Origin of the sequence: Paraburkholderia franconis (assembly GCF_009362735.1) — a bacterium.
Lineage (GTDB): Bacteria > Pseudomonadota > Gammaproteobacteria > Burkholderiales > Burkholderiaceae > Paraburkholderia > Paraburkholderia franconis.
The window spans coordinates 12941-39183 of sequence record NZ_WHNP01000028.1 but is presented as its reverse complement, the minus strand read 5'-3'; the positions used below and the strand labels follow the sequence as shown (position 1 = coordinate 39183).

25 protein-coding genes and 1 pseudogene are annotated in these 26243 nt (G+C 64.5%); 11 read left to right on the top strand and 15 right to left on the bottom strand.

What is annotated here, in order from left to right; all coding sequences use genetic code 11:
- Positions 1–28: 28 nt before the first annotated feature.
- Together GCT13_RS26400 and GCT13_RS26395 are read right to left on the bottom strand one after the other, a co-directional pair.
- The gene (locus tag GCT13_RS26400) at positions 29–1441 is read right to left on the bottom strand and encodes an FAD-binding oxidoreductase (RefSeq protein WP_152763164.1); all 1413 of its coding nucleotides are present in this window, start codon (positions 1439–1441) and stop codon (positions 29–31) included.
- A gap of 8 nt (positions 1442–1449) precedes the next feature.
- Positions 1450–2436: an isopenicillin N synthase family dioxygenase gene (locus GCT13_RS26395; protein WP_152763162.1), complete on the bottom strand. Its 987-nt coding sequence runs from the start codon at positions 2434–2436 to the stop codon at positions 1450–1452.
- A gap of 291 nt (positions 2437–2727) precedes the next feature.
- On the opposite strand from GCT13_RS26395, the gene GCT13_RS26390 reads away from it, so the two are divergent.
- The 5 genes from GCT13_RS26390 to hutC (GCT13_RS26370) all read left to right on the top strand — a co-directional run bounded on the left by GCT13_RS26390 (position 2728) and on the right by hutC (GCT13_RS26370) (position 6761).
- On the top strand, positions 2728–3567 hold the full coding sequence (locus GCT13_RS26390; protein WP_152763160.1) for a transporter substrate-binding domain-containing protein: 840 nt from the start codon (positions 2728–2730) through the stop codon (positions 3565–3567).
- 81 nt (positions 3568–3648) lie between these two features.
- Positions 3649–4299, top strand: a complete 651-nt coding sequence (locus GCT13_RS26385; RefSeq protein ID WP_152763158.1) for an amino acid ABC transporter permease — start codon at positions 3649–3651, stop codon at positions 4297–4299.
- A 10-nt stretch (positions 4300–4309) separates the two neighbouring features.
- On the top strand, positions 4310–4972 hold the full coding sequence (locus GCT13_RS26380; RefSeq protein WP_152763156.1) for an amino acid ABC transporter permease: 663 nt from the start codon (positions 4310–4312) through the stop codon (positions 4970–4972).
- Between the two features lie 38 nt (positions 4973–5010).
- A complete protein-coding gene (locus GCT13_RS26375; RefSeq protein ID WP_152763154.1) occupies positions 5011–5877 on the top strand; it encodes an amino acid ABC transporter ATP-binding protein in 867 nt (288 codons plus the stop codon).
- 23 nt (positions 5878–5900) lie between these two features.
- Positions 5901–6761: a histidine utilization repressor gene (gene hutC / locus GCT13_RS26370; protein WP_152763152.1), complete on the top strand. Its 861-nt coding sequence runs from the start codon at positions 5901–5903 to the stop codon at positions 6759–6761.
- A 14-nt stretch (positions 6762–6775) separates the two neighbouring features.
- Here the strand turns inward: hutC (GCT13_RS26370) and hutC (GCT13_RS26365) are convergent, their stop codons facing one another.
- The 6 genes from hutC (GCT13_RS26365) to GCT13_RS26340 all read right to left on the bottom strand — a co-directional run bounded on the left by hutC (GCT13_RS26365) (position 6776) and on the right by GCT13_RS26340 (position 12644).
- The gene (gene hutC / locus GCT13_RS26365) at positions 6776–7531 is read right to left on the bottom strand and encodes a histidine utilization repressor (protein ID WP_152763150.1); all 756 of its coding nucleotides are present in this window, start codon (positions 7529–7531) and stop codon (positions 6776–6778) included.
- 125 nt (positions 7532–7656) lie between these two features.
- Positions 7657–9282, bottom strand: a complete 1626-nt coding sequence (locus GCT13_RS26360; RefSeq protein WP_152763148.1) for an HAL/PAL/TAL family ammonia-lyase — start codon at positions 9280–9282, stop codon at positions 7657–7659.
- Positions 9283–9358: 76 nt separating this feature from the next.
- Positions 9359–10150: an ABC transporter ATP-binding protein gene (locus tag GCT13_RS26355; RefSeq protein ID WP_090872853.1), complete on the bottom strand. Its 792-nt coding sequence runs from the start codon at positions 10148–10150 to the stop codon at positions 9359–9361.
- Positions 10151–10171: 21 nt separating this feature from the next.
- Positions 10172–10924, bottom strand: coding sequence for an ABC transporter permease (locus GCT13_RS26350; RefSeq protein WP_152763146.1), 753 nt, complete (start codon positions 10922–10924; stop codon positions 10172–10174).
- A gap of 15 nt (positions 10925–10939) precedes the next feature.
- Positions 10940–11662, bottom strand: a complete 723-nt coding sequence (locus tag GCT13_RS26345) for an ABC transporter permease (protein WP_087732357.1) — start codon at positions 11660–11662, stop codon at positions 10940–10942.
- 112 nt (positions 11663–11774) lie between these two features.
- Complete coding sequence (locus GCT13_RS26340) at positions 11775–12644, bottom strand: transporter substrate-binding domain-containing protein (protein WP_321574633.1); 870 nt, start codon at positions 12642–12644, stop codon at positions 11775–11777.
- A 770-nt stretch (positions 12645–13414) separates the two neighbouring features.
- Between GCT13_RS26340 and GCT13_RS26335 the strand changes: the two genes are divergently transcribed.
- The gene (locus tag GCT13_RS26335; RefSeq protein ID WP_152763144.1) at positions 13415–13771 is read left to right on the top strand and encodes a DUF4148 domain-containing protein; all 357 of its coding nucleotides are present in this window, start codon (positions 13415–13417) and stop codon (positions 13769–13771) included.
- Positions 13772–13789: 18 nt separating this feature from the next.
- A pseudogene (locus GCT13_RS49525) lies at positions 13790–13888 on the top strand (alpha/beta hydrolase); the annotation flags it as partial.
- Between the two features lie 120 nt (positions 13889–14008).
- Here GCT13_RS49525 and GCT13_RS26325 read toward each other — a convergent pair.
- The 6 genes from GCT13_RS26325 to GCT13_RS26300 form a co-directional block, all read right to left on the bottom strand.
- On the bottom strand, positions 14009–14269 hold the full coding sequence (locus GCT13_RS26325; RefSeq protein ID WP_152763142.1) for a hypothetical protein: 261 nt from the start codon (positions 14267–14269) through the stop codon (positions 14009–14011).
- Positions 14270–14635: 366 nt separating this feature from the next.
- Positions 14636–16357 carry a ubiquinone-dependent pyruvate dehydrogenase gene (gene poxB / locus GCT13_RS26320; RefSeq protein WP_152763140.1) on the bottom strand — a complete coding sequence of 574 codons (1722 nt, stop codon included), beginning with the start codon at positions 16355–16357 and terminating at the stop codon, positions 14636–14638.
- Between the two features lie 104 nt (positions 16358–16461).
- Complete coding sequence (locus GCT13_RS26315) at positions 16462–17139, bottom strand: methyltransferase family protein (RefSeq protein WP_152763138.1); 678 nt, start codon at positions 17137–17139, stop codon at positions 16462–16464.
- A gap of 43 nt (positions 17140–17182) precedes the next feature.
- Positions 17183–18013, bottom strand: coding sequence for an arylamine N-acetyltransferase family protein (locus GCT13_RS26310; protein ID WP_152763136.1), 831 nt, complete (start codon positions 18011–18013; stop codon positions 17183–17185).
- 258 nt (positions 18014–18271) lie between these two features.
- The gene (locus GCT13_RS26305; protein WP_152763134.1) at positions 18272–18958 is read right to left on the bottom strand and encodes a hypothetical protein; all 687 of its coding nucleotides are present in this window, start codon (positions 18956–18958) and stop codon (positions 18272–18274) included.
- Positions 18959–19213: 255 nt separating this feature from the next.
- The gene (locus tag GCT13_RS26300; RefSeq protein WP_152763132.1) at positions 19214–20110 is read right to left on the bottom strand and encodes a LysR family transcriptional regulator; all 897 of its coding nucleotides are present in this window, start codon (positions 20108–20110) and stop codon (positions 19214–19216) included.
- Positions 20111–20231: 121 nt separating this feature from the next.
- On the opposite strand from GCT13_RS26300, the gene GCT13_RS26295 reads away from it, so the two are divergent.
- Entirely contained in the window at positions 20232–21167 is a 936-nt protein-coding gene (locus GCT13_RS26295) for a DMT family transporter (RefSeq protein ID WP_152763130.1), read from the top strand.
- 129 nt (positions 21168–21296) lie between these two features.
- Here the strand turns inward: GCT13_RS26295 and GCT13_RS26290 are convergent, their stop codons facing one another.
- On the bottom strand, positions 21297–22601 hold the full coding sequence (locus tag GCT13_RS26290) for an MFS transporter (protein WP_152763128.1): 1305 nt from the start codon (positions 22599–22601) through the stop codon (positions 21297–21299).
- A gap of 174 nt (positions 22602–22775) precedes the next feature.
- Here GCT13_RS26290 and GCT13_RS26285 point away from each other — a divergent pair, with 174 nt between their 5' ends.
- The 3 genes from GCT13_RS26285 to GCT13_RS26275 are packed head-to-tail and all read left to right on the top strand — an operon-like array spanning position 22776 to position 26242.
- On the top strand, positions 22776–23558 hold the full coding sequence (locus GCT13_RS26285; RefSeq protein ID WP_152763119.1) for a GntR family transcriptional regulator: 783 nt from the start codon (positions 22776–22778) through the stop codon (positions 23556–23558).
- A 7-nt stretch (positions 23559–23565) separates the two neighbouring features.
- Positions 23566–25257: a malonate decarboxylase subunit alpha gene (gene mdcA, locus GCT13_RS26280; protein ID WP_152763117.1), complete on the top strand. Its 1692-nt coding sequence runs from the start codon at positions 23566–23568 to the stop codon at positions 25255–25257.
- Between the two features lie 4 nt (positions 25258–25261).
- Positions 25262–26242, top strand: a complete 981-nt coding sequence (locus tag GCT13_RS26275) for a triphosphoribosyl-dephospho-CoA synthase (protein ID WP_152763115.1) — start codon at positions 25262–25264, stop codon at positions 26240–26242.
- Position 26243: the final 1 nt, after the last annotated feature.

Genomic DNA, 26243 nt, shown 5'->3' with positions numbered 1-26243 from the left:
GCATTCGTCACTCATCCGTCACTGCGCGTCAGAACAGCTTGCCCGGATTCAAAATACCGTTCGGATCGAGCGCATGCTTTATCGCTTTCATCGCGGCCAGTTCTTCCGGCGAGCGCGAGACCGCCAGAAACTCGCGCTTGAGCAACCCGATGCCATGCTCCGCCGACACCGAGCCGCGCAACGGCGCGAGCATCTCATACACGAGCGCGTACACGTCGTGATGATCGACGCCGGGCACCGAGCGCCCGTCGACGGTGACATGCAGGTTCGAATCGCCGATATGCCCGAAGAAATACGATTCGTTGCCAGGCCACGCGCGATCGAGCGCCGCGCGGCAACGATCGGCGAACGCGCCGATCTCGCCGATCGGCAGGCTCACGTCGAAGTTGATCGGGTCCAGCTTGACGGGAAATTCCGCCGTGCATTCGCGGATCGCCCACAGCGCGCGCGTATGCGCAACTGACTGCGCGATCACCGCATCGCGGATCGCCGATTCGTCGAGCGCATCCGTCAGCGCGTTCGAAAAGCGCGCGCCGTCGTCATCGGCATCGAAGCTCGCGTGTTCGATCAGCGCATACAACGGATGTGGTTCCGCGAATGGCGCGCGCGTGCCCGTCAGCTTCACACCGAAGTCAAAGAAGTCCGGCCACATGATTTCGAATGCGCCGATGTCGTTGCCAAAACGCGTCGAAAGCCTTCGCAGCAAAGCGACTGCCTGCTCGTAGCCGTTCAACGCAACGAGCGCCGTATGCCGCGACGCGCGTTGCGGCTGCAGCTTCAGCACGGCGCGCGTGATCACGCCGAGCGTGCCCTCGGAGCCGATGAACCAGTGCTTCAGGTCATAGCCCGTATTGTTCTTCACCATCTTGTTCAGCGAACTGAGCACTGCGCCGTTCGCCAGCACGACTTCGAGCCCGAGCACCTGATCGCGCGCCGTGCCCGATTGAATCACGCGATTGCCACCCGCGTTGGTCGCGAGATTGCCGCCGATCTGACACGACCCGCGCGCGCCGAGATCGAGCGCCAGCTCGAAGCCTGCTTGCGCCGCTGCTTCCTGTGCCGTCTGCAACGTCGTGCCCGCGCGCACCGTGATCGTCGCGGCCGCGCTGTCGATTTCCTCGACGCCCGCGAGACGGTCGAGCGACAACGCAATGTCGCCCGCGCGCGGAATCGAGCCGCCCGCGAGGCCCGTCATGCCACCTTGCGGCACCACGGGCTGACGCGCGTCGTTGCAGATCATCAATGCGCGCGCGACCTGCTCCGTCGTGCGCGGCAAGAGCAGCGCGGCGGGCCGCGTCGGTTCGTGACGCGTCCAGTCCGTCATCGGTCGCTCGCCGATCGCGTCGCCGACGCGCACGGCGTCGTCGCCCAATGCGTCACGCAGTGCAGCCAAAGTCGCAGCCAATGTCGATTCAAGCGCTGCCGGTTCTTTCACTGTCATGCGGCTCCCTAACCTGTTGTGCCTTGCGTCGCCGCGAGCTTCTTCCGGTAGCCCATCGAACTGTTGATGCGGCCCAGGATGTAATCGCCGGCCGCGACAGGCTCGTATTTGCTGTCCGCCGATGTCGTGCCGAGATCGCGCGGATCGACGGTCGACGTATAGGTCGGATCGTAGAACGTCGCGATCGAATAGCGCTCGCGACCCGATGCGTTGATCACGCGATGCAGCGTCGAGCGAAAACGGTCGTTGGTCCAGCGCGCCAGCAGATCGCCGACGTTCACGACGAAGCTGCCTTCGATGGGCGGTGCTTCGATCCACGTATCGTTCGCGATCTCGCGCACCTGCAATCCGCCGACGCGATCCTGCCACAACAACGTGATGCAGCCATAGTCGGTATGCGGCGCGACGCCGAACTGGTCTTCATCGGATTGCGGTGGCTGCGGCGGATAGTAGACCATCTGCGTGCGCTGCATCCGCTTCGTGTAGCGCGATGCGAAGAAGTGCTCGTCGACGCCGAGGCCTATGGCCACTGCACGCAGCAGATCGGCGCCGCATGCGCCCACTTCCTCGTAATACGCGTACAGCAAGGGCTGCAATTCCGGCATGAAGTCCGGCCAGTTGTTCGGCCCGCGCAACGCCTGTCCCGCGAGCACATCGGGATCGTCCTCGGGCAGCTCCAGACCGATGCTGAAGAACTCCTTGTAGTCGGGGCGCTTCGCCTGATACATCGTCGCGTCGCCGAGTGCATTGAAGCCGCGATGCCGATGATTCACCGCCGCGCGCCGTTTCGTGTCGACGGGAAATGCAAAGAACGTGCGCGCCGCCTGTTCCGCGCGATCGATCACCGCTTGCGGCACGCCATGATTGACGATGTAGAAGAAGCCGATCGTCGTGCACGCGTCGCGTATCTCACGGCCCGCGCGCATCAGCGCATCACGGTCGCCGGCGCGCACGCCGGCCAGATCGACGATCGGAATGCGAGTGACTGGCTGCATCGCGAGGCTCCTTCATCATGAAGATTGAACGGACGATTCGACATGCCGCCCGCAGCACGCGAATCGGCTCGCGAATCAGCGAGCGATTTCACGTTGTATATACCGCCAAAAGCGCAATCGCAAGTTGCGCTGCACGCGCCGTCATTCATCTGCGGAAGGAACAGCCGCTGCATTAGGGTTTGACAGCATGCGAATATTTTTTTCGCGCAAAAGCAGCGGTATATACTGCCCCGCATGACTCGCGCCCTATCGCTTTCGAGCGCGACACCGCTTTGCCAACGGGAGAATCTCATGGGTATCTTTGCAGGCTGGAAGTGTCGTCTCGCGATGGTGGCGTTCTGCGCCGCCGCATCCGTGGCCAGTGTGAGCGCGCACGCGGAAGACCAACTCGCGAAGGTCAAGAAAGCGGGCGAACTGGTCGTCGGCACGGAGATGCAGTTCGCGCCGTTCGACTTCCTCGAAAACGGCCAGCAAGCGGGCTTCAACAAAGACCTGTTTGCCGAAGTCGGCAAAGAACTCGGCGTGAAGGTGCGCTTCATCGATCTGCCGTGGCCGAGCGTGCTGCCCGGTCTCGAAGCGGGCAAGTTCGACATGGTCGGCGGACCGCTCACCGTGACGAAGGCGCGCATGGAGCGCTACACGTACACGCTGCCCGTCGCCGATGCCACCGACGCACTGCTCAAGCGCGCGAACGATACGTCGCTCAAGCAGTCGTCGGATATCGTCGGCAAGACTGTGGGCGCGGGCAAAGGCTCCGCGCAGCTCGATCAGCTCAAAGCCTACATCGCGACATTGCCGAAGCAGCCCGAAGTGCGCGAATACGTCGACAACAACCAGGCGTATGCAGATCTCGCAGCGGGCCGCATCGCCGCCGTCGCCAACTCGATGACGAATATCGCGTACGTCGCGAAGCAGCGGCCCGAAACGTTCGCCGTCGTCACGCCGCCGTTCGGCGCGAAGGTGTACTTCGCGTATTGCTTGCGCAAGGACGCGGACAGCAAGCCGCTCGCTGACGCGTTCAACGCCGCGCTGGTCAAGATGCACAACGACGGCCGCCTCGCGTCGCTGCAAAAGAAGTGGTTCGGCGTGACGATGGATGCGCCGACCACGATGCCCTCGCCCAACTATTGATGTCCTGAATCGCGCGGTGCGCCGGCGGCAATCACGCACGCGACGCGCCGCCCACATGTCCTTTGTTGCAGGTATCAGGCCATGTTCAGCGCCCACGTTTTCGCTCAAGGTTTTCCGCTGCTGTTGCAGGCCGCGCTCGCGACCATCGGCATTTCGCTGACAGGTCTCGTGATCGGCTTTTTCGTCGCGATTGGCGTGTGCTCGGCGCGGCTGTCGTCGAATGCGTTCGCGCGACGCTTCGGCGGCGCGTACGTGTTCTTCTTTCGCGGCGTGCCGATGCTCGTGCAACTGCTGCTCGTCTATTACCTGCTGCCCTTCGTCGGCATCAACGTGTCGCCGATCGTGGCCGCGATCAGCGCCGTGTCGTTGTGCTCGGCGTCGTATATCGCGGAGATCCTGCGTGGCGGCTTCATGAGCATTCCGCCAGGACAGATCGAAGCGGCACGCATGCTAGGCCTCTCGCCCATCGATATGCTCCGGCGCATTCAGGTCCCGCAAGCGTTCCGGATGACGCTGCCTTCGCTCGTCAACGAAATGGTGCTGCTGATCAAGGCGTCGTCGCTGATCTCCGTCGTCGGCGTGGCCGAGCTCACGCGCACCGCGCAGAACATCGCGGCGAGCACGTACCGGCCGCTCGAAGCGTATCTCGCAGCGGGGCTCATCTACTTCATGATCTGCGGCGCGCTCGCACTCGTCGCGCACGCCGCCGAGCAGCGCCTCGCGCAGATCTGAGGGCCGAACGATGCAGCAATTCGATCCCACCGTCATCACGCACAATCTGCAACCGATCGCCGCGGGTCTTGCGACGACACTCGGCACGTGGCTCGTTGGCGTCGCCATCGGTATCGTGCTCGGCTTTCTGATCGCCGTGCTGCAACTCTTTTGCGGCCGCTGGGTGCGCGGCGCCCTGCGCGTGTACATCGAACTCTTTCGCGGCACGCCGTTTCTCGTGCAACTCTTTTTGCTGTACTACGGCGGCCCGTCCATTGGGCTGACGCTTGAACCGTTGACGGCCGGCGTGCTCGGCCTTGGCCTTTACGGCAGCGCCTATTTCGCGGAAGCGTTCCGCTCCGGCTTTCAGTCGATACCGCATGGCCATCTCGAAGCCGCATCGTGTCTTGGCCTCACGCGCTGGCAAGCGGTACTGCGCATCCAGGTGCCGCAAATGCTCGTGCTGATCGTGCCCGCGTTGACCAACCTGATCATCGTGCTCAGCAAGGAAACAGCCGTGCTGTCGATCGTCACCGTGCCCGAGCTCACGTTCGTGCTGACGGGTATCGGCTCGGCGACGTTCGCGTTCGTCGAAACGCTGCTCGTGTTGTGCGTGTGCTATCTCGCGCTCGTCGAGCTCACGTCGCGCGTGGGCATGTGGGCCGAGGCGCGCATCGCCCGCTTCATGGCCTGAACGTCAATCGCAAGCGTGAACGGAAATCAAGGTTCATCATGAATGCACTCGTCGACATGCCTGCTTCTTCCAATCTCGGTTCGATGCGATCCGGCAATGCACCGCTGATCGAAGTGCGCGATCTGCGCAAGCACTTCGGCGATGTCGAAGTGCTGCGCGGCGTCGATCTCGACATCAACCGCTCGGAGGTGGTCTGCATCATCGGACCGTCGGGCTCGGGCAAGAGCACGCTGCTGCGCTGCCTCGCCGCGCTGGAGACTTACGACCAGGGCGATGTGCGCATCGAAGGCGAACTGCTCGGCTATACCGAACGCAACGGCAAGCGCGTGCGCGCTTCGCAAGGCGAGATCAACCGCGTGCGCCGCAACGTCGGCATGGTGTTCCAGCAATTCAATCTGTGGCCGCACATGACGGCGCTCGGTAACGTGATGGAAGCGCTGCTGCGCGTGCGTCATCTGTCGCACGACGCTGCGAAGCAGCGCGCAAACGCGATGCTCGAAACCGTCGGCCTCGCGCATAAGGGCGATGCGTATCCGGCGAAGCTGTCGGGCGGCCAGCAGCAGCGCGTGGCAATCGCACGCGCGCTCGCGATGGAGCCGCACATCATGCTGTTCGACGAGCCGACGTCCGCGCTCGACCCGGAACTCGTCGGCGAAGTGCTGCAAGTGATGAAGCAGCTCGCGCGCGACGGCATGACGATGGCCGTCGTCACGCACGAAATGGGCTTTGCAGCGCAGGTCGCGGACAAGGTGGTCTTTATCGACCAGGGGCGCATCGCCGTGCAAGGCAAGCCGCACGACGTCTTTCACGACGCGAATCAGCCACGCCTTCGGCAGTTCCTGCAAAACTACTTCGACCGCAATGCATTCTGGTCGCGCGGCGGCGATAGCGCCGAGCCGGCATGAACACGTTTTGACGAGACGCCGCGATGCCCGCCCCTGCCGTCCGCGACAAACTCCGCGCACGAGCGCTTGCGAAGACGCGCAAGCCTCGTGGGTCGAATGCGCGCACGGCGAATGCGGCGGCCGCAATCGCAACGGCTTTGACGTCCGATGCGAAGAACGCGCAACCCGCCGCGCGATACGAGCAGGTCAAGCAATACATCCGTCAAACGATCGAATCGGGCGAACGCCGCGCGGGCGATCGCATTCCATCGGAACTCGATCTCGTCGCCTCGCTCGGCGTATCGCGAATGACGGTGAACCGCGCGCTGCGCGAACTCACGGATGAAGGACTGTTGACGCGCGTATCGGGCATCGGCACGTTCGTCGCCGAGACGAAGCCGCAATCGACGCTGCTGATGATCGCGCATATCGGCGACGAGATCCGCTCGCGCGGTCACGAATACAGCTATCAGACGGTGCTCATGCGACGCGAGGTGGCGCTCGTCAACGTGTCGAATGCGTTGGGCTTGCCGCCCGGCGCTTCAGTGTTTCATGTGATTTGCGTGCATCGCGAGAACGGTTTGCCCGTGCAACTCGAAGACCGCTACGTGAACCCTGCCATCGCGCCGGATTTCATCGAGCAGGATTTCTCGGCGGTACGGCCTTCCGAATATCTGTTCAGCGTCGTGCCCGCGCACGATGTCGAGCACATCGTCGATGCCGGCCTGCCGACGCGCTCCGAGGCCGAGCTGCTGCAGATCTCAACCGAAGAGCCCTGCCTCACGCTCATGCGCCGCACGTGGACGAGCGGCGTCGCGGTGACGTTCGCGCGCTTCGTGCATCCCGGCTCGCGATATCGGCTGGGGTGCCGGTTTGCGCCCGATACGTCGCAGCGACAGGGCTAGCCCGGAGAAAAAAATCAGACGTTCCCGGCCAGATGAAAGCGCGACGCCGGATGCCATAGCTGCACCGAAGTCGCGACATGCTCGCCCACCCAGGTTCTGCGCCACAGCATCAGACAAGGCTCGCCGATCTCCATCATCAGATGGCGGCGCACATGCGCGTCCGGCTTCTGCGCATAGATCCGAAACTCCGCGCGCTGGATCGGCGCAAGACGCACCATGTAGTGATTCGGCGTTTCGGCCGTGAAGTCCTGATCCAGATACTCGGGAAATACGCGCGGATTCACGTAGCGGTCTTCGTATTGAATCGGCTCGGCCTCTTCGTAGTGCACGATGCGCGAATGAAAGATGGGGCCTTTCGCGAGCCCGAGCGCATCGACGGCCAGAGGGTCGTCGCTCGATTCGAGCGCAAGCACGCGCGCTGAATGCCGGTGCCCGCGCGCAGCGATTTCATCGGCGATATTGCGGATTTCGAGCACCGTCGATTCGTAACGCTGCGGCGCGACGTAGGTGCCAGAACCCTGCACGCGCGTCAGCACGCGTTCCGTCGTGAGTTCACGTAGCGCGCGCGAAACCGTCATCCGCGCGACGCCGAATTCCTTCACCAGCTCCGCCTCCGAAGGGATCAATCCGCCCGGCTTCCATACGCCCTCTTCGATCTGCGCGATCACGTAGCGCTTGATCTGCTCATACGCCGGCAATGCTTTGGCTGGCGTCGTGCGCATGGCGGCCGCTCTACTATCCTCTGTCTCCAGGTGCCCGTTTATCGTCATGTTTTCATCACCTCGTGGGTTGAACTCGCGAGCTTAACGCATCAGTTCAATGCGGCAGCCGCGTCTCGTTGCGACACACCGATAAGCGCGCCGCCGAATCCTCCGTGTGCGCCGATGCGCGCTCATCATGCAGCCGACTGCGGCGCCCGTTGCACGATCGAAGTCGGATCATTCGCGGCATGCGCGGCAAAGCCGCCGTGGTCGTCGAGCGCAGCGCGATTGCCATGCGTCGCCGTCGAATGCAGATCGCCCGAGTTCGGCGGCAGCGGCGGCGCTGCTTCGCCGATCATCCGGAATGCGGCCGCCATGTCGTCGGCAAGTGGCCGGTCGTCGCGATACGTCGGCACGACTGCACGCACGCGGCGCCACAATGCATCGGTGTGCGGCGCGCGCGGCGCATCGACGGATTGCAGATCGTAGGCTTGCGCCGCCGCCAGCAACTCGATCGCGATGATACGGCCCGTGTTGTCGACGATCTCCAATGCCTTCAGCGCGGCGGGCGTCGCGTGACACAGATGGTCCTCCTGCAAGCCCGACGTGATGCCGCCATCCAGGCTCGCGGGCGCGGCCAGCCGCCGGTTCTGCGCGACGAGCGAAGCGGCCGTGTACTGCGCGATCATGAAGCCCGAGCACGTGCCGCCCGGTTCCGCGAGAAACGCAGGCAAGCCGCTCACGAGCGGATTCACGAGCCGGTCGAGGCGCCGCTCGGCCATCGCCGCGACTTGCGCGATTGCCGTCGCGATGCTGTCCATCGCGAGCGCAATCGACGCGCCCACGGCATGCGCCTGCGAATACACGCGCGGCGCATCCGGCGTGCCCGCGACGATCGGATTGTCGGTAATCGACGCCAGCTCGCGATTCACGACATCGGACGTTGCGTCGAGCACATCGCGCGCCGCGCCGTGCACGTGCGGAATCGTGCGCATCGACAGCGGGTCTTGCGTGCGCTGCCCGACCACGGAAGCGAGAATGCCGCTATCGGCGAGTGCATTGCGCATGCGTTCGCCGACGAGATTCAAACCCGGCGACACGCGCAACGCGAGCGAGTCGGCGTCGAACGCGGCGAGTTGTCCGCGCAGATTTTCGAAGCTCATCGCGGCGATCGCGTCGGTCCAGTCGAGCACACGTTCGGCGCGCGCCAGCGCGAGCGCCGCGAGGCCCGTCACGCACGGCGTGCCGTTGACGAGACTCAGCCCTTCTTTCGCTTCGAGCACGAGCGGCTCGCGCTTCAGACGCCTGAGCGCCTCGCTTCCCGTCAGCCGTTCATTGCCGCAACGCACATGACCTTCGCCGATGCACACCAGCGCGATATGCGCCATATGGCTCAGATAGCCGACCGAGCCGAACGCCGGCACTTCGGGGATATATCCGGCATCGAGCAGCGCGACGAGCTGATCGGCGACTTCGAGACGAACGCCCGAGTGCCCGTGCGCAAAGTTGTTGACGGCGGCCGCGATGATCGCGCGCGTCTCCGCGACGCCGAGCGGCGCGCCGACGCCGACGGCATGGCTCATCAGGATGTTGCGCGACAACGCGCGCTGTTCCGACGGCGACACGATCACGTCGCACAGCGCGCCCACGCCCGTATTCACGCCATACGCTCGAATGCCGCGCTCGACGATCTGCTCGACGAGCACGCGCGCCGCCGCAATGCGCTCGCGCGCGGTATCGGAAAGCACGAGCGGCTCACCGGCCGCAACCGCGGCCAGTTCGCGCCAGTGCAAGGGACGGTCGGTACGGGTGATAGCCATGATGTTGCCTTTATCGTGCGCTTTCGTGCGTGTGCTCTTGTGTTCGTATGTCTCAGGTTCCGGCGCGGCGCTCGCCCTAGTTGGTCGTGCGCGAATGATGGCTCGACACGAATTGCCGGAAACGCTCGGACTTCAGTTCGCCGAACACTTCGTCGGGCGTACCGTCGCATTCCGTTTGCCCTTGATGCAGGAACATCACGCGATTCGACACGTGCCGCGCGAAGCCCATTTCGTGCGTGACGACGAGCATCGTGCGCCCTTCTTCCGCGAGCGAGCGCATCACGCGCAACACTTCGCCGACCAGTTCGGGATCGAGCGCTGAAGTCGGCTCGTCGAACAGCATGACCTTCGGATGCATCGCCAGCGCACGCGCAATCGCGACGCGCTGCTGCTGACCGCCTGACAGATGCGCCGGATAGTGCCCGCGCTTTTCAGCGAGACCAACTTTCGCTAGCAGCGCTTCCGCCTCTTCGACGGCTTCCGCGCGGCTTCGCTTCTGCACGCGCATCGGCCCTTCGATCAGGTTTTCGAGCACCGTCATGTGCGACCACAGGTTGAAGTTCTGAAACACCATGCCGAGTTGCGAGCGGATGCGATCGACCTGCTTGCGGTCGTCGGGCTGCAGCTTGCCGTCCTTGCGGCGTTTCATCGTCAGCGTCTCGCCGGCGAGCGCGACGCTGCCGTCATCGGGTGTCTCCAGCAGGTTCAGGCAGCGCAGAAACGTGCTCTTGCCCGAGCCACTCGCGCCGAGAATCGAAATGACATCGCCTTCGTGCGCGTCGAGCGAAATGCCCTTCAATACGTGATGGTCGCCGAACGACTTGTGGATGTTCTTGACCGACAATGCAACGGGTGCCGTAGCGTTCATGTGATTCTCCGGAATGGGCCGTCAGGGTGCGGCACGACGTGCTTCGGTAGCGGGCGGCATCGCGCGCGGCGCTGCGTTCACGGGCATCGCGCGCAGATGGCGCGACAGACGCCGTTCGAGCAAGCCGAGCAGACGCACGACGACGAAGTTCAGGAACAGATAGATCAGCGCGGCGCAGATGAAGACTTCCGTCGTGCGGTACGTCTGCTGGATGATCTGCTGCGCGACGCCCGTCACTTCCCACACGGTGACGAGACTCGCGAGCGCCGTCGACTTGACGAGCAGCACGGCTTCCGTCGAATACGCGGGCAGGCACTGGCGCAATGCAATCGGACCGATGATCCGGCGCAGAAGCGCAAAGCCCGACAGGCCGATCGAATAGCCGGCTTCGATCTGTCCGACGGGCACGGCCATCAGGCCGCCGCGAATGATCTCCGCCGTATAGCCCGCCGTGCACAACGCGAGCGACAGCACCGCGCACACATACGGCTCGCGCAGCACGGGCCACAGGAAGCTCTCGCGGATCACGCCGAACTGGCCGAGCCCGTAGTAGACGAGAAACATCTGGATCAGCAGAGGCGAGCCGCGAAACACGAGAATGTACGCGCGCGCGAAGCGGTTCGGCAGCCAGTGCGGCGACACGCGCATCGTGACGATCACGAGCGACAGCAGGCCGCCCAGCACCAGCGACGAGAAGAACAGGCCCAGCGTGGTCGGCACGGCGGCGAGCAACTGGCGCAGCGTGTCGAACAGAAAGTCGAAATCGAAAGACATGTTGGCGCTCCGTCGTCAGTTGCGCGCGAAGTTGCGCCGGAAGGATCGGCCCACGCGAGCCTCGGCGTGATTGAAGACGCGGTTCGAGATGCCCGTCATCACGAGATACAGCGCGCCGCCCACGACAAAGAACAGGAAGTACTGATGCGTCGAGCCCGCTGCGATCTGGCTTGCGCGCAGCAGTTCGGCGAGACCCGTCACCGAGATCAGCGCGGAGTCCTTCAGGCTCAGTTGCCACACGTTGCCGATGCCCGGCAATGCGAAGCGCAGCACTTGAGGAATGAGGATGCGGCGCGCCATCGTCATGGTCGGCATGCCGATCGAGCGCGCCGCTTCGAGTTCGCCTTTCGATACGGCGAGCACGGCCGCCCGATACACCTCGGCCTGATACGCGCCCGAGATCATGCCGACGGCCAGTGCGCCGATCACGAACGGCGGCACGCCGACGAAGCCTTCGGCGCCGAACCACTGGCCGACCGTCGTCACGAGCGTCGAGCCGCCGAAGTAGAACAGGTAGATGACGAGCAGTTCGGGCACGCCGCGAAACACCGTCGTGTACAGATCGCCGAGCACGCGCGCGGTGCGAAAGCGCGACAGCTTCGCGGCCGCGACGATCGCGCCGAATACCGCCCCGACCGCGAGCGCCGCGAGCGTCAGCGCGACGGTCATCAATGCCGCGAGCAGCAGTACGCCGCCCCAGCCTTCCTGCCCGAAGCCGAGCGTCTCGATCAGAGCCATGCTCTACCCCTCATCCGTGCTTTCGTTGACAGATCCGCTTGTTCATACGACACAGCGGATCGCTCCAGCGAGTGCGCGCGCCGCTCGCGCAGCGACGCGCAACCGTCGTCGATCAAGGCGTGACGTCGGTCTTGAACCACTTGTTCGAGAGCTTCTTCACAGTGCCGTCGGCGAGCGCGGCGGCAATCGCGGTGTCGAACTTCGCCCGCAGATCGGCATCCTGCTTGCGGAACGCGAGGCCTTCGCCCGGCCCCCAGATCGGGCCGCCGATCTTCGGGCCCGCCATTGCGATCTGCGCGGATTCCTTCTTGTCGGCGTTCGCGGCGTAATAGGTCACGTCGTCGAACGATGCGTCGATGCGGCCGTTCGCGAGGTCGAGATCGCGTTCCGGCGAGGTCTTGTACACGCGGATCGTCGCGATGTCCTTGAAGCCCTCGTTGATGAACTTCGTATAGACCGTGCCCGACTGGATGCCAATCGTCTTGCCCTTAAGCTGCTTGCGCAAGGCGTCGACCGTCGGCTGGTCGGCCTTCGCGTCGCCCGTCAGCTTGACGACGGGTGCCGTCGGCGACGCCTTCGGCAAGACCTTCGTATCGGAGACGGCGAACGTCGCGGGCGTCGCCGCATACGGACGCGAGAAGGCGATGATCTTTTCGCGCTCGGGCGTGATCGAGATCGCGTCCATCAGCACGTCGAACTTGCCAGCCTGCAGGCCCGGAATCATGCCGTCCCAATCCTGTGCAACCAGGTTGCACTGGAGCTTGATGCGCTCGCACAGGTTCGCGACCAGCTCGGGCTCGAAGCCGCCCAGCTTGCCGCCCGGCAACGTGAGATTCCACGGCGCGTAGCCGCCTTCCAGCGCGATCGTCACGGACTTCCATTCCTTCGCCTGGGCAGGCGCTCCGATCAATGCCGCAGCGCTCAGAACCGCGCCCAACACTGCTTTAGACAACGTAGTGCGGTTTGACTTCTTCACCTTCACGTCGAATCTCCTTTTGGTTTGAGCGGGTGCCGTCGCTTCCCGCGTGCCGGACATGTATAGACAAGTTTGCATGAGGTCAAAAATCATCGCAACTGGATTCACAGAAATAATTGAATTATCCGGGTAAGCCCCTACGAACATGGCTTCTCAGGCGGACATGCGCACCGGCATACGTATGAAGGGTTGGCGTCAGGCTGGTGCAGCTGACTAGACAGGTTCGCGATTTTCGCGGTGCGCGCATGCACCGCGAGCGTGCGCCGCAAGCCCGCGTCGAGATCGCGCGCCGCGGCTCGAGCGCGACACGAACGATCGGTTCATAGCTTCGTATGACGGCGCCGGCCTGCTCATCTCCAGGGCGTTGATTCATCGGACGCGCGCATTGCCTGCGCGCGTGTGCGTCATCCGGACGTTCATAGCACGCAACGATAGTTGATCTCCTTTCGTGCATTCGTAGGTCTGGAGCGGCGAGCGCCTCCGCACTACATTGCCCGCACGCGCGATCGGTCGTGTCCGCGAGACAAAAAATTTCCGCGTATCGGGAATGAAATTCGAGGCTCCCGTGTTTGTGTGGATGTAGCAGGCAGATTCAGATTCGAACCCGGGATTCATCGCAGGACCAAAACCAGACAGACGTAAATTCAGCAGTTGATCCGGCCGTTGAAGTAGCGTTTTGCAGCCGGACCTTTAGCCTGATCCAATCGGTCCATATCGAGCTTTATTATTTCGGATGTCGAATTGATTTTCGATCCATTCATTCAAGGAGTTTCATCATGAAGAAGACCTTCGTTTGTCTCGCAGTCGCAGCCGGCGCACTGGCCACTCCCGCTCTGAGCTTCGCGCAGTCGAACGGTCCCGTCACACGCGCGGAGGTTCGCGCCGATCTCATTCGCGTCGAACAGGCGGGCTATCAGCCGGGCCGCCCGAACGACATCGACTACCCCGCCGACATCCAGGCCGCCGAAGCGAAAATCGCCGCGCAGGACAACCAGAAGCCGGGCAACGAAGCCGTCGGCGGCGTCATGCAGACGGGCACGTCGTCGGGCAAGCCGGCGCGCACCGAGATGGGCAACAGCAACAGCAACTGCGTCGGCCCAGTGAGCTACTGCAACATCTTCTTCGGCAACTAGGTGAGGCGCACATGACCAACGGTGATGATTCAGAGCGCGAGCCATTCGGTATACGAGTCGCGTCCGCAGCAGGTAGCGGCCGTCATCGAGGACGCGGCAAAACACGCGCAGCAGTAATCCCGGGGATCGAAGCAATCGCAGCCGGCGCTTCATGCACGTCATGCAACATCGTGCGCCGGCCTGCGCATTGCCTGGGTGAAAATCAGTGAGGCAGCGGGTTATCGCCTCGGTTGCCGCTCAGTTGCCAAAGTAGACGTCGCATTGCGAGCCCGTCGAGCACTTGCGCGAATGTGGCATCGCCTTGCCCGACGACGTCATGCCCGTATCCATCGAGCCCCCGTACGACATATCCGTCGTCGCCTGCGCCGACGCATTCGCGTTGTTCTGCATCGTCGCTTTCGATGCATCGCTGCTCTGCGCCACTTCATCCGCCATTGTCGCGACAGGCACGGCCAGCAACAGCGCGCCCGCCACCGGTAACGCCATCAGGATCTTCATGTCGAACTCCTTCCATGCAGACGGAACGCGACAGTCGTCCGTCACGATCCGCCGGATGCTCATGCACTGCTCGCGTGACCGGCATCGTTTCGATCGTTTCGCGCGAGCGCGAAACCGCGCGCAGCAGCCATCCGCGCCGCAGCGTGCCATGTGTTGTGTACGCGATTGATGGGACAGCCCCCGAGTCTGTCGGGCGGCGCAGCACGGCGCGAAAAGGCCGGGATGGAGTGGTTCGAATGCCGGCTGCGCAGAGAAGATCCGCGCTGCTGCTTCTGTTATAGACCTTCGTCGCGAGACTGCAATGCTGTGTCGCTGCATTGCAATGCGACGCGCATCGGCAAGCGTTGCACGCCGCGTTTGTTCCTTTTATCGCAGGTTCGTCTTCGCCAGCTCGACGATTTCATCGCCGCGTCCGTTGAGAATCGCGCGCAACATGTAGAGGCTAAAGCCCTTGGCCTGCGAAAGCTCGATGGTCGGCGGCATCGCGAGTTCGTGCTTGTCGGTGACGACATCGACGAGCGCCGGCCCCTGATGCGCAAATGCCTGCTTCAGCGCGCCTTCGAGTTCTTCCGATTCCTCGACGCGAACCGAGAAAATGCCCGCACCTTTCGCGATTTGCGCAAAATCGGTCTTGCTTAAGTCGACGTTCGTGTCGAGATAGCCGCCCGCTTTCAGTTCCATCGACACGAAGCCGAGCAGACTGTTGTTGTACACAACGACCTTGATGGGCAGATCGAGCTGGCGCGCGGTCAGCAGATCGCCGAGCAGCATCGACAGGCCGCCGTCGCCCGACAGCGATATCACCTGCCGCCCCGGATGCGCCGCCTGCGCGCCGAGCGCCTGCGGCATCGCATTCGCCATCGACCCGTGATTGAACGAGCCGTGCAGCTGCCGCTTGCCGTTCATCGTCAGATAGCGTGCGGCCCATAGCGTCGGCGTGCCGACGTCGGCGGTGAAGATCGTATCGTCGCTGGCGGCTTCGTCGATCATCCGCGTCAGATACTGCGGATGAATCGGGCGGCCCGGGTCGGAAGGCGTCGCGAGCTCGTCGAGGTCGCGGCGCGCTTCCTGGTAGTGCGCCGTCGCCATGTCGACGAACGTGCGATCGTCCTTGCGCTTCAGTTTCGGCAACAGCGCGGCGACCGTTTCCTTCACCGTGCCGACGAGCCCCATCGCGAGCGGCGCGCGCCGCCCGAGCTGCGAGCCATTCCAGTCGATCTGCACGATCTTCGCATCGGGCGGATAGAACGGCCGGTACGGAAAATCGCAGCCGAGCAGCAGCAGCACGTCGCACGACATCATCGCGTGATAGCCGGAGCTGAAGCCGAGCAGCCCCGTCATGCCGACGTCGAACGGATTGTCGTATTCGATGAACTGCTTGCCGCGCATCGCGTGGACGACGGGCGCGCCCAGCGTGTCCGCGAGCTTCACTACTTCATCGTGCGCGCCCGCGACGCCGCTGCCGCACATGATCGTCACCGCTTCGCAGTCGTTGAGCATCGTCGCGAGGCGCGCGATTTCGCTGTCGGGCGGAAGGACCGCGGACGGCGCAGTGGGATTCCACACGGGCGCCTGCGCCGGCCCTTCGCTCAACGCGATATCGCCCGGCAGCACGATCACGGCGACGCCGCGTTGCTCGATCGCCGTGCGCATCGCCCGTTCGAGCACGCGCGGAAACTGCGATGCGTTCACCACCAGTTCGGCGAAGTAGCTGCACTCCTTGAAGACTTCCGTCGGATGCGTTTCCTGAAAGTACCCGAGGCCGATTTCCGTCGACGGAATGTGCGCGGCAATCGCGAGCACCGGCTGGTGATTGCGATGGCAGTCGTAGAGTCCGTTGATCAAGTGCAGGTTGCCTGGACCGCAACTGCCCGCGCACACGGCAAGCTGCCCGCTCGAAGCCGCCTCGGCGCCCGCGGCGAATGCGGCCGCTTCTTCGTGACGGGTATGCATCCAGCGGATCGAGCCGACCTGATCGAGACTGAACGCCAAACCGTTGAGACTGTCGCCTGTCACGCCCCAGATGCGTTTGACGCCTGCTGCGGCGAGCGTCTTTGCTAGGTAATCCGCAATCGTGTTCCTGGCCATGAACGTTCCTCGTTTGCGATGAGTTTGCGATGGCTGCTGATACTTCGGTTCGTCATGTCTTGTCGGCACGCGAGCGGAACTTGCAACGGCCTGACAAGGCGCGATCACCAGACATGCGGCAAGAACCGATAGCGCACGCGCGCCGCGTATTGCGCATAGCCTTCGAGCTGCGCGCACAGCATGCGTTCTTCGAGCACCGCGCGATACGCGAGCGCCGCGACGAGCAGCGGCACGCATGCGAGGCCCCACCACGAGCCGAGCATCAGCGGCGTGCCGGCGAGAAACAGAATGGCCCACGCATACATCGGATGACGCACGTACGCATACGGCCCGCTGTCACTGACCTTGTGGCCACGCTCGGCCTGGATCTTCACGACGGGCGCCGCAAAACTGTTCGCGCGAAACACGGCGCGCATCGCGACCATGCTGACCAGAATAGCAAGCGCACCGGCGGCCTGCAGCCAAGGGCCCATCGACGACCAGTGAAAACGCCGCGCGTCGAGTCCCATCAGCACGAGCCACGCGCACCACCCGATCGCGACGCATACGAGGAATATCTTGTCCCATGCGCTCTGGCCGCGCTGCGAGAACGAGCCGAGCCGCTCCGCGAGCAGCGCCGGGTCGTAGCCCGCGAGCCACACGCCGATCCACAAACCGAGGCCGCCGAGCTCGATCAGATAGCACCATGCAGCCGGCCACGCGAGCGTATGCGCCGCGCCGAACAGCAGCACGCCCATGAAGGCGATCCACAGCACGTTCTGGATGACGAGACGCGCGATCATCGTTGATGCCCCGCTCGAATGTCGGACGCGTGTCAGCCGGATGTCAGGCGGGCTGGGCCGCCGTCGACACGCGCCTGTAGATGTCCGCGACGTCGATATCGCCGAGCTCGATCAGGAACGTGTCGCGCAGGCACGTTTCGAGTTCGTGCGCGCTCTCGATACGGCGCTCGATCGCTTCGCTGTCTTTCGAGCGCGCGGTGAGCCGGTCGTTGAACAGCGTGAGCCGCCCTTCCGGCGTCACGCGGCAGACGACGAGACTCGTCGTGAAGAACGACGAGGGATGCGTCGACGTGTACCAGTTCGACACTTCGTAATCGATCCACTCCGCGCGCTGCAGATCGAAGCGATAGATCTTGAGCCACGTCTCGCCCGATTGCACTTCGAGATCGAACGAACCTTGCGACGCATCGGCGAGACGGAACGGCTCGTGTGTGGTCTGTTGCGCGACGCCTGTTTGCAGACGCAACGGCGATGTCAGCGTGACGGCGCCGAAGCCGACGTCGGCGATCCACGGCTGATCGTCGACGCTCACGCGCAGCACCATATGCGTGCGCGGCGTGATCGCGTCGGGCTCGCGGTTCCACAGCACGCGCGCGATCATCGGCGTGACGTCGAAGCCGAGCTGCATCAGCACATGCGCGAACAGCCCGTTCTGCTCGAAGCAATAACCGCCGCGCCGACGCTCGATCAGCTTGTCGACGATCGCGGGCAGTCCGAGATCGACACGCCGGCCCGTCAACGGGTCGAGGTTTTCGAAGGGAATCGACAGCGGATGCAGACGTTGCAAATCGCGCAACACGTCGAGCGTCGCGGCCCGCGGGCCCGTGTAGCCGATGCGCCTGAAATAGCGGTCGAGATCGAGTGTGGTGGACATCGGGTTCTCCTTGTGTCGGCCGGAGTTAGTGCTTTAGCACTTACTCCGGCCCCACGCCTTTCTCTGGTCCCATCCAAGATGGTTGCTGTTGTCGTCTATCACGTCGCCCATCGTGCACATGCTGCGTGAAGTGCACGCCTCATGCAGTACGATGCGTCGTGCGGCATCGAATCGAAAGCGTACCTTCATTGCGGCGTGCGATGCGTAAAGTCCCTAAACGCATACGCCCATTCACGACGACCCCGCCCGTCACAAACCTCAAAAGCCCTTGAGCGCCGAAGTCGCAATGGACGGCACGCTGATGCCGTGGCTCGTCGCGTACTGCACGGCCGCGCTCAGCGTCGATGCAAGCGACTGCAACTGCCCCTGCGCCGACTGCGCGATATACGACGCCGCTTGCGCCGACTGCGGATTCATGCCCGATTGCAGCAGCGACGAGGGGCTCATCTGCCCGATGCTGCCGAGGCTCGACTGCAAGCTCGAATACTGGCTTACGCCCTGCCCGAGCGACGCGAGGCCGTTGGAGAACGCCTGCTTGTCGACGGGCTTTGACGATGCCGATGACGACTGGCTCGCGAATGCCTGCGTGAGCGTCTGCGACAGCGACTGCTGCGTGCTGCCGACCTGCGACAGCTGACTGACGGAAGGCGTGCCGCCGCTCAACAGGCCCGACGCCTGCTGCGCCCGGCTCGCCGCGCTCGACAGCCCCATCGCCGATGCGAGGCTCGACTGGCCGCTCAGCACCTGCTGGTTCGCGCCGACGTAGTTCTGCAGAAGCTGTGAAATGCCGCCCGACGAAGCGGCCGCTCCCGCGTTGCCGCCTCCATTGCCCGACGAGTTGCCGCCGCCGATGCCGAACTGTTGCAGGTTCAGCTGCGCAAAAGCGGCGCTGCTCACGAACAGACCCGTCGCCAGTAGCGCTGTGGAAAGAATGCGTGTCTTCATGGGTGGCCCTCCTGTCATGTGATCGATGCGTGACGTTCGTCGCGGATGCTGTCGGGTTCGTCCCGACGAGTTGGTCCCGACGGGTTCGTCCGGATTGTGTCGCTTCGACACGCGGACCCGGCTCGCGTTCGCGTGTTCGTCAGACCCAAGGCCGCGTGGCAAATCGCGAGCCTGCTCCTGGAAAGCCTCACCCGACGCGAGCAGCAACATCCCAGACACACATATGACGTAAGCACAGCCTGCAATGACCACACTTCACGCCCTGACACGCGCCTCTCGCGGCTCTCTGGCCGGCGCGCGCACCGACAGGTCCTGCACCATCTGCGCGGCGAGATAGTCGCAGGTCGGCCGGTCCGACTTTGCGCTGCGCGCCACGACGATGTCGAGCGGCTCGATCGTCGGCAGGCCCTGCTCGGCGCCGAGGATCGCAAGCCGCGACGGCACGCTGCAACGCGCGAGCGCGATCACCGAGAGACCCGCGTCGACCGTCGCGACGAGGCCGCTCAGGCTCGCGCTGCTGTACGCGGCCCGATAGCGGACGCGGGCGCGGTCGAGCGCGGCCAGCGTGTTCGCGCGCGCGACGCAGCCGGGCTCGTAAAGGCCCACAGGCAACGGCGAGATGTTGAGCACGGGCGTATCGGCGGATGCGCCCACCCACACCATCGGCTCGCTGCGCACGAACTCGCCGCGCAGCTTGCGGTCGCGCGTGACGAACGCGAGATCGATCTTGTTGTCCGCGAGCATCGGCGCGAGCGCCGTGCTTTGCGCGCAGACGATCTCGATCTCCACATGCGGATACAGGTTCGAGAAGCGCCGCAACACCGGCGACAACAACGACGACACGTAATCGTCCGGCGCGCCGAGCACCACGCGCCCCGTCACTTCGGGCCGCACGATCGCCGACCACGCCTCCTCATGCAGATCGATCACGCGCCGCGCGTATTCGAGCAGCGTATTGCCCGGACGTGTCAGCGAAAGATTGCGCGTGTCGCGGGCAAAAAGCGTCGTGCCGAGCATGCGCTCCAGCCGCTTGATCTGCATGCTGACGGCCGCCTGCGAGCGATGCACGGAGACAGCCGCCTTCGTGAAGCTGCCCGCCTCGACGACGGCCACGAAGGTGCGCAACAGATCGACGTCAAACTCGGGATGCATGATTCATCAATCCGGCTTATGGAATTTCTCAATTTTATTCGTTTGTCACGTGAAGGCAAACGCACCGATACTCGGATGCATTCGACCACTCAAAGCAGTTCACAGTAAGGAGCCGTTTGCCATGCCGTCCCTGTCGCCGCTATCGCTCAGCCGAAGCCAGCAAGGCGCGCTCACGCTCGCCAGCGGCGGCCTGTTGATGGGCACGATCGGCGTGTTCGTCGAGGAGGCGCGGCTCGGCGCGCTGACGCTCGTGTTCTTCCGCTGTCTGTTCGGCTTCATCTCGCTCGCCGCGTACTGCGCGTGGCAAGGCTATTTCGCGCGCCGCCATTTCACGCGGCGCACCGTGCTGCTCGCGATGCTGTCCGGCGTGCTGATGGTCACGCAATGGGTCTGGTTCTTCGATGCGATCCATCGCACGAGCATCGCCGTCGCGACCGTCGTGTTCCATGTGCAGCCGTTCTGGGTCGTGCTGATCGGCGCGGCGCTGTTCAACGAGCGGCTCGGCATCGACCGGCTCGGCTGGATCGCGACGGCGTTCGTCGGACTCGTGCTCGCGTCGGGCGTCGCGGCAACGGGCGCGCTGCAAGGACATGCGAGCTACCTGATCGGCATCGGCGAGGCGCTGGCGGGATCGGTGCTGTATGCGAGCGTCACGCTGATCGCGAAGAGTCTCGGCGAGCTGCGCCCGCATCTGCTGACACTCGCGCAATGTGCCGTCGGTGTCGTGAGCCTGCCGTTCATCGCGCCGCTGGGCGCCGAGCATATCGCGCCTGTCCAATGGTTCTGGCTGATCGGCATGGGCGTGCTGCATACGGGGCTGTCGTACGTGCTGATCTACGGCGCGCTCCCGAAGCTCACGACGCCCGTGATCGCCGTGCTGTTGTTCGTGTATCCGCTGACGGCGATCGCCGTCGATGCGATCGTCTACGGACGCGCGCTCAGCATTCCGCAGATGGGCGGCATGGCACTGATCGTGGTCGCGAGCCTGGGCGTGAATCTCGGCTGGCCGCTGTTGTCGGCGTTGCGCATCCAGAAGCCCGGGCACGCGCGGCGCTGAGCGAAAGCAGAAAAGCAAAACGCGGCGCCCGCAAGCGTCGCGTTTTGCATGGACAGAGACCCACCGGAAAGCGATGTCGTTACTGCGGCGGAGCACCGCCGGACAGACCCACCGGACAGAGCGATGCCGTCACTGCGGCAGCTCTTCGCCCTTCGTTTCCGGCGCAAGCGGAATGATGAACAGGCCGACGATGAACGCAAGCGCCGTCAGCGCGACGGGCACGCCGAGCGTGTGCATGTTGAGCACGGCCGCGCCGAGCAGGAAGTTCACGCCCGCGCCGACGAAGCGGCCGAACGACGTGCAGAACGCAAACGCCGTTGCGCGCACGCGGGTCTCGAACTGCTCCGGCAGCCACAGGCTGAAGAGCGCGAAGTTGCCGCCGAAGAAGCCGAGCACGAAAAGCCACGCGATGAACGGCGCGAGCCCGTTCGGCAGATAGAACGCCCAGCCGAAGCTGCCGATGATCGACACGGCCATGCCCGCGAAATAGACGGCGAGCGTCTTCTTGCGGCCGATGCGTTCGGCGAGCGGCGGCAGCGCGAGACAGCCGAGAATCGTGCCGATCGACAGCAGGCCCGTCGCCATCGACGCCATCTTCGTCGCTTCGGGCTTCGACATGCCGGCGCGCGCCGCGAGCTGCATCACGGCCGACGGCTCATACACGGCGCCCGCCCACAAGCCGATGATCGCGATGGTCAACAGCGCGCAAGCGACCCACGTGCGGCGGCGATAGGTCCGCCCGAAGATCTCGCGCATCGGCTTGACGTGCACCACGTCGCGCGCTTCCGCCTTCTTCCATTTGTCCGACTCCTTCACGCGCGTGAGGATCATGATCGCGACGAACACGGGCACGGCGCCCGTCAGGAACATCGCGCGCCAGCCGAAGTGCACGCCGACCGTGTAGTTGAGCGCGGCGGCGAGAAAGAAGCCCGCGTAATAGCCCGTCTGCAGGTAGCCCGCGCCCATCTTGCGCCGGTCCTCGGGCCACGACTCCGCGACGTAGGTGCCCGCCAACGCCCACTCGCCGCCGATGCCGACGCCCGCGATGAAGCGGAAGATGCCCAGCTCCCACACGTTGTGCGCCGTCGCCGACAGCCCGGTGAAGATGGCGAACGTGAAGATCGTGCCCGCCAGCACTTTCGTGCGGCCGAAGCGGTCCGCGAGCGGCCCCCAGATGAACGACAGCCCCCACCCGACGAGGAAGAGCGCGAACAGGATCGAACCGGCCAGGCCGACGTTCGCAGGCGATGCCGCATAGCCCGAGCGCGGCAACAGCTCGGTGAGCGCGGGCGTCAGCACCAGCGCGTAGATGAACGAGTCCATCCCGTCCAGCGTCCAGCCCGCCCAGGCGCCCCAGAATCCGGCAATCTGCGACCGGTTGAGCGGTGTACGCTGCCGGAGGGTTCCTGCCCGGTCCGATATCGATGAATTCATGCTCCTGCTCCTCCAAGTGCTACGGTTGGATTGCGTGTCCGTCACGACGCAACAGCTCCCCCTGCATGCGTGAAGCCGCATGCGCGAATGGAAGCGCGTCAGCGCCGTGCCTTCTGAAAACCCCGGGTTTGTCCCGCTGGAAATTGTTCATTTTTATATATAATATTTGATGTCATGAACGACGCAACCGATGGTTTTCCCCTGGAGAGCGCTCAGCACGCTCCTCTTCTGCCGACGGCGCACACGCCGCGGGCCAGCACGCCGCGTGTGATCGCGGAAGCGCTGCGCGCGGCGATCATCGACGGCACGCTCGCGCCCGGCGCGCCGCTGCGCCAGGATGCGATCGCGCGCCACTTCTCGGTCAGCGCGATTCCTGTGCGCGAGGCCTTGCGTCAGCTGGAAAGCGAAGGCTGGGTCAAGGTCGAGATGAACAAGGGCGCGACCGTCGCGCGGCTGACGCCCGACGAAGCGCGCGAGATCTATGAGATCCGCTCGGCGCTCGAAAGCCTCGCGATCGCGCTCGCGATTCCGAATCACACGGCCGCGACGCTGGCCGAAGCAGCGGCGCTGTGCAGCGCGGCCGAGCGCGAGCCGGACCCGGCTCTTTACGTCACGCGCAACGAGGCGTTCCACACCTGCCTGTACGCGCCCGCGAACCGCCCGCAACTTGCCGAGATGATCTCGTCGCTGCACCGGCGCGGCGAGCGCTATCTGCGGCTCAAGTTCGGCCTGCCCGAGTACAAGGGCGCGTCCGATGCCGAGCACGCGGACATCCTCGCCGCCGTCGAGCGCAAGGACATCGCAACTGCGCAAGCGCTCGTGTCCGTGCACCTCTTGGGCACGGGCGAGTTTGTCTATCGTTTCTTGACGGAACGCGCGCAAGCCGAAGCCGCCGAGGCGGCCCCACGCCGACGGCGCGGACGGCCCGCGCGCACTCCATCCACTATCGGGAGTTGAAGCGCCGATGAATCAACGAGTCGAGTCAGCCAAGCTCGAATTGGCACAGGCAACGGGAGCGCCCGCCGCGCGCTCATGGACCACCAGGCGCGACGAGAAAAGACGCAGGCTCGCCGCGATCGAGCCCTGGCTCGAAGACGGCATTCTTCCCGCCGCGCGCATCGTCGATGCGCTCGAAACGCTGATCCGTCCCGGCGATCGCGTCGCGCTCGAAGGCGACAACCAGAAGCAGGCCGACTTCCTGTCGCGCTCGCTCGCAAAAGTCGATCCGCAAAAGGTGCACGACGTGCATCTGCTGATTTCGAGCATCAGCCGTCCCGAGCATCTGACGCTCTTCGAAAAGAACATCGCGCACAAGGTCGATTTCTCGTTCGCCGGTCCGCAGAGCCTGCGCGTCGCGCAACTGCTCGAAGACGGCCAGCTCGAAATCGGCGCGATCTATACGTACGTCGAACTGTATGCGCGCATGTTCGTCGACCTCACGCCGCACGTCGCGCTGCTGTGCGCGGAAAAGGCCGACCGTCACGGCAATCTGTACACCGGCCCGAATACGGAAGACACGCCGACCATCGCCGAAGCCGCCGCGTTTCGTCATGGCATCGTGATCGTGCAGGTCAACGAGATCGTCGATGAATTGCCGCGCGTCGATATTCCCGCGTCGTGGGTCGACGTGGTCGTGCAGGCCGACCGCCCGTTCGCCGTCGAGCCGCTCTTCACACGCGATCCGCGCCACATCGGCGACTTGCAGGTGCTCACCGCGATGATGGTCATCAAGGGCATCTACGAGCCGTATGGGATTTCGTCGCTAAATCACGGCATCGGCTTCGACACGGCCGCGATCGAACTGCTGCTGCCGACCTACGGCGAATCGCTCGGCCTCAAGGGCAAGATCTGCCGAAACTGGACGCTCAATCCGCACCCGACGCTGATTCCCGCGATCGAGTCCGGCTGGGTCGAGAGCGTGCATTGCTTCGGCAGCGAGGTCGGCATGGAGGCGTATATCGAAGCGCGCCCCGATGTGTTCTTCACGGGCAACGACGGCACGCTGCGCTCGAACCGCGTGCTGTGCCAGCTCGCGGGGCAATACGGCGTCGACCTCTTCATCGGCTCGACGTTGCAGATCGACGGCGACGCGAATTCGTCGACGGTCACGCGCGGACGTCTCGCGGGCTTCGGCGGCGCGCCGAACATGGGACACGATCCGCGCGGCCGGCGTCATTCGAGCGAAGCGTGGCTCAAGCTGCTGAAGGATCAGGGCCCCGTGTCGCGCGGCAAGAAGCTCGTCGTGCAACTGGCCGAAACGTACAAGAAAGGCGGCGAGCCGACCTTCGTCGACGAACTCGATGCCGTCGCCGTCGGCGCGAAAAGCGGCATGCCCGTCGCGCCCGTGATGATCTACGGCGACGACGTGAGCCACGTTGTCACGGAGGAAGGCATCGCGCATCTGCACAAGGCGGAAGGCATCGAAGAGCGGCGCGCGGCCGTCGCCGCCGTCGCGGGCGTGACGCCCATCGGCTTGCGCGCGAAGCCGGAAAAGACGGCCGAGTTGCGCCGCAGAGGCATCGTCGCGTATCCGGAAGATCTCGGCATCCGGCGCGGCGAAGCGAAGCGCTCGCTGCTCGCGGCGCGCAGCATCGACGATCTCGTTACGTGGTCGGGCGGACTCTATGCGCCGCCGGCGCGCTTCCGTAGCTGGTGACGCGATGGGCTTGCCTTCCACCTTGCGTTCGGATGCGGCTGCTGTTCGCCGCGCGCGCGTCGAAGACTTCGGCGGCCAGTGCGATGCGCTGTCCGACACGACACTCGCCGATCTCGCCGTCGCTTCGCTGATCGAAGAGGCGCAACTGACACCGAAGCCCGCGCTCGTCGACGCGCGCGGCAGCGGCGCGCATCGCGATCTCGACTTGCCGCTGATGCTGCGCTCGGCCCGCGCGCTCGAACCGACGTTCGCGGCGCTCGCACGCGCATCGCGTGGCCGCATGCCGTCCGCTACGTTACGCGCGGAACTTGCGCAGCTCGGCCGCGCGGGCGAACAGGACATGATGCGCGCGACGGACGGCAGCAATGCGCATCGCGGCGCGATCTGGATCGTCGGCCTGCTGGTTGCGGGCGCGGCCATCGTGTTCGACGAAGACGCTCCGCTTGCTTCGCCAGCGCTGCCGTTGCACGCATATGCAAGCGCGCATGCGCATGTGAACTCGCATGCCGCGCGCGTGTGCGAACTGGCCGCGCAGATCGCCTGCTTTCCCGATCGCTTCGCCGCGCCCGCCGACAGCCACGGCGAGCGCGCGCGTCGGCGATATCGCGTCGGCGGCGCGCGCCAGGAAGCGCAGGATGGCTTTCCGCATGTGATCGGCGTCGGCCTGCCCGCGCTGCGCGCGGCGCGCGCGAACGGCATCCGCGAGGACGACGCGCGTCTTGACGCATTGCTCGCGATCATGGCATCGCTCGACGACACGTGCCTGCTGCATCGCGCGGGCCTCGCGGGTTTGCGGGCGGGACAACGCGGCGCGCGCGCGGTGCTCGCGGCAGGCGGCGCATCGACGGCGGCGGGACGCGCGGCGCTCGATGCGCTCGACGACGAGCTGCTGTCGCTCAACGCTTCTCCCGGCGGCGCGGCCGATCTGCTCGCCGCCACCCTCTTCATCGACAGGCTGGCCCATCGTGCGGCCAGCGGGAGCTGAA

Excerpts from the sequence above, each read along its gene's own strand:
- GCT13_RS26380 (WP_152763156.1), top strand. The coding sequence starts at position 4,310 with ATGCAGCAATTCGATCCCACCGTCATCACGCACAATCTGCAACCGATC.
- mdcA (WP_152763117.1), top strand. The coding sequence starts at position 23,566 with ATGAATCAACGAGTCGAGTCAGCCAAGCTCGAATTGGCACAGGCAACG.
- hutC (WP_152763152.1), top strand. The coding sequence starts at position 5,901 with ATGCCCGCCCCTGCCGTCCGCGACAAACTCCGCGCACGAGCGCTTGCG.
- GCT13_RS26375 (WP_152763154.1), top strand. The coding sequence starts at position 5,011 with ATGAATGCACTCGTCGACATGCCTGCTTCTTCCAATCTCGGTTCGATG.
- GCT13_RS26325 (WP_152763142.1), bottom strand. The coding sequence starts at position 14,269 with ATGAAGATCCTGATGGCGTTACCGGTGGCGGGCGCGCTGTTGCTGGCC.
- hutC (WP_152763150.1), bottom strand. The coding sequence starts at position 7,531 with ATGACGATAAACGGGCACCTGGAGACAGAGGATAGTAGAGCGGCCGCC.
- poxB (WP_152763140.1), bottom strand. The coding sequence starts at position 16,357 with ATGGCCAGGAACACGATTGCGGATTACCTAGCAAAGACGCTCGCCGCA.
- GCT13_RS26350 (WP_152763146.1), bottom strand. The coding sequence starts at position 10,924 with ATGTCTTTCGATTTCGACTTTCTGTTCGACACGCTGCGCCAGTTGCTC.
- GCT13_RS26295 (WP_152763130.1), top strand. The coding sequence starts at position 20,232 with ATGCCGTCCCTGTCGCCGCTATCGCTCAGCCGAAGCCAGCAAGGCGCG.
- GCT13_RS26335 (WP_152763144.1), top strand. The coding sequence starts at position 13,415 with ATGAAGAAGACCTTCGTTTGTCTCGCAGTCGCAGCCGGCGCACTGGCC.
- GCT13_RS26315 (WP_152763138.1), bottom strand. The coding sequence starts at position 17,139 with ATGATCGCGCGTCTCGTCATCCAGAACGTGCTGTGGATCGCCTTCATG.
- GCT13_RS26395 (WP_152763162.1), bottom strand. The coding sequence starts at position 2,436 with ATGCAGCCAGTCACTCGCATTCCGATCGTCGATCTGGCCGGCGTGCGC.
- GCT13_RS26355 (WP_090872853.1), bottom strand. The coding sequence starts at position 10,150 with ATGAACGCTACGGCACCCGTTGCATTGTCGGTCAAGAACATCCACAAG.
- GCT13_RS26290 (WP_152763128.1), bottom strand. The coding sequence starts at position 22,601 with ATGAATTCATCGATATCGGACCGGGCAGGAACCCTCCGGCAGCGTACA.
- GCT13_RS26345 (WP_087732357.1), bottom strand. The coding sequence starts at position 11,662 with ATGGCTCTGATCGAGACGCTCGGCTTCGGGCAGGAAGGCTGGGGCGGC.
- GCT13_RS26360 (WP_152763148.1), bottom strand. The coding sequence starts at position 9,282 with ATGGCTATCACCCGTACCGACCGTCCCTTGCACTGGCGCGAACTGGCC.
- GCT13_RS26275 (WP_152763115.1), top strand. The coding sequence starts at position 25,262 with ATGGGCTTGCCTTCCACCTTGCGTTCGGATGCGGCTGCTGTTCGCCGC.
- GCT13_RS26300 (WP_152763132.1), bottom strand. The coding sequence starts at position 20,110 with ATGCATCCCGAGTTTGACGTCGATCTGTTGCGCACCTTCGTGGCCGTC.
- GCT13_RS26310 (WP_152763136.1), bottom strand. The coding sequence starts at position 18,013 with ATGTCCACCACACTCGATCTCGACCGCTATTTCAGGCGCATCGGCTAC.
- GCT13_RS26400 (WP_152763164.1), bottom strand. The coding sequence starts at position 1,441 with ATGACAGTGAAAGAACCGGCAGCGCTTGAATCGACATTGGCTGCGACT.
- GCT13_RS26385 (WP_152763158.1), top strand. The coding sequence starts at position 3,649 with ATGTTCAGCGCCCACGTTTTCGCTCAAGGTTTTCCGCTGCTGTTGCAG.
- GCT13_RS26390 (WP_152763160.1), top strand. The coding sequence starts at position 2,728 with ATGGGTATCTTTGCAGGCTGGAAGTGTCGTCTCGCGATGGTGGCGTTC.
- GCT13_RS26305 (WP_152763134.1), bottom strand. The coding sequence starts at position 18,958 with ATGAAGACACGCATTCTTTCCACAGCGCTACTGGCGACGGGTCTGTTC.
- GCT13_RS26285 (WP_152763119.1), top strand. The coding sequence starts at position 22,776 with ATGAACGACGCAACCGATGGTTTTCCCCTGGAGAGCGCTCAGCACGCT.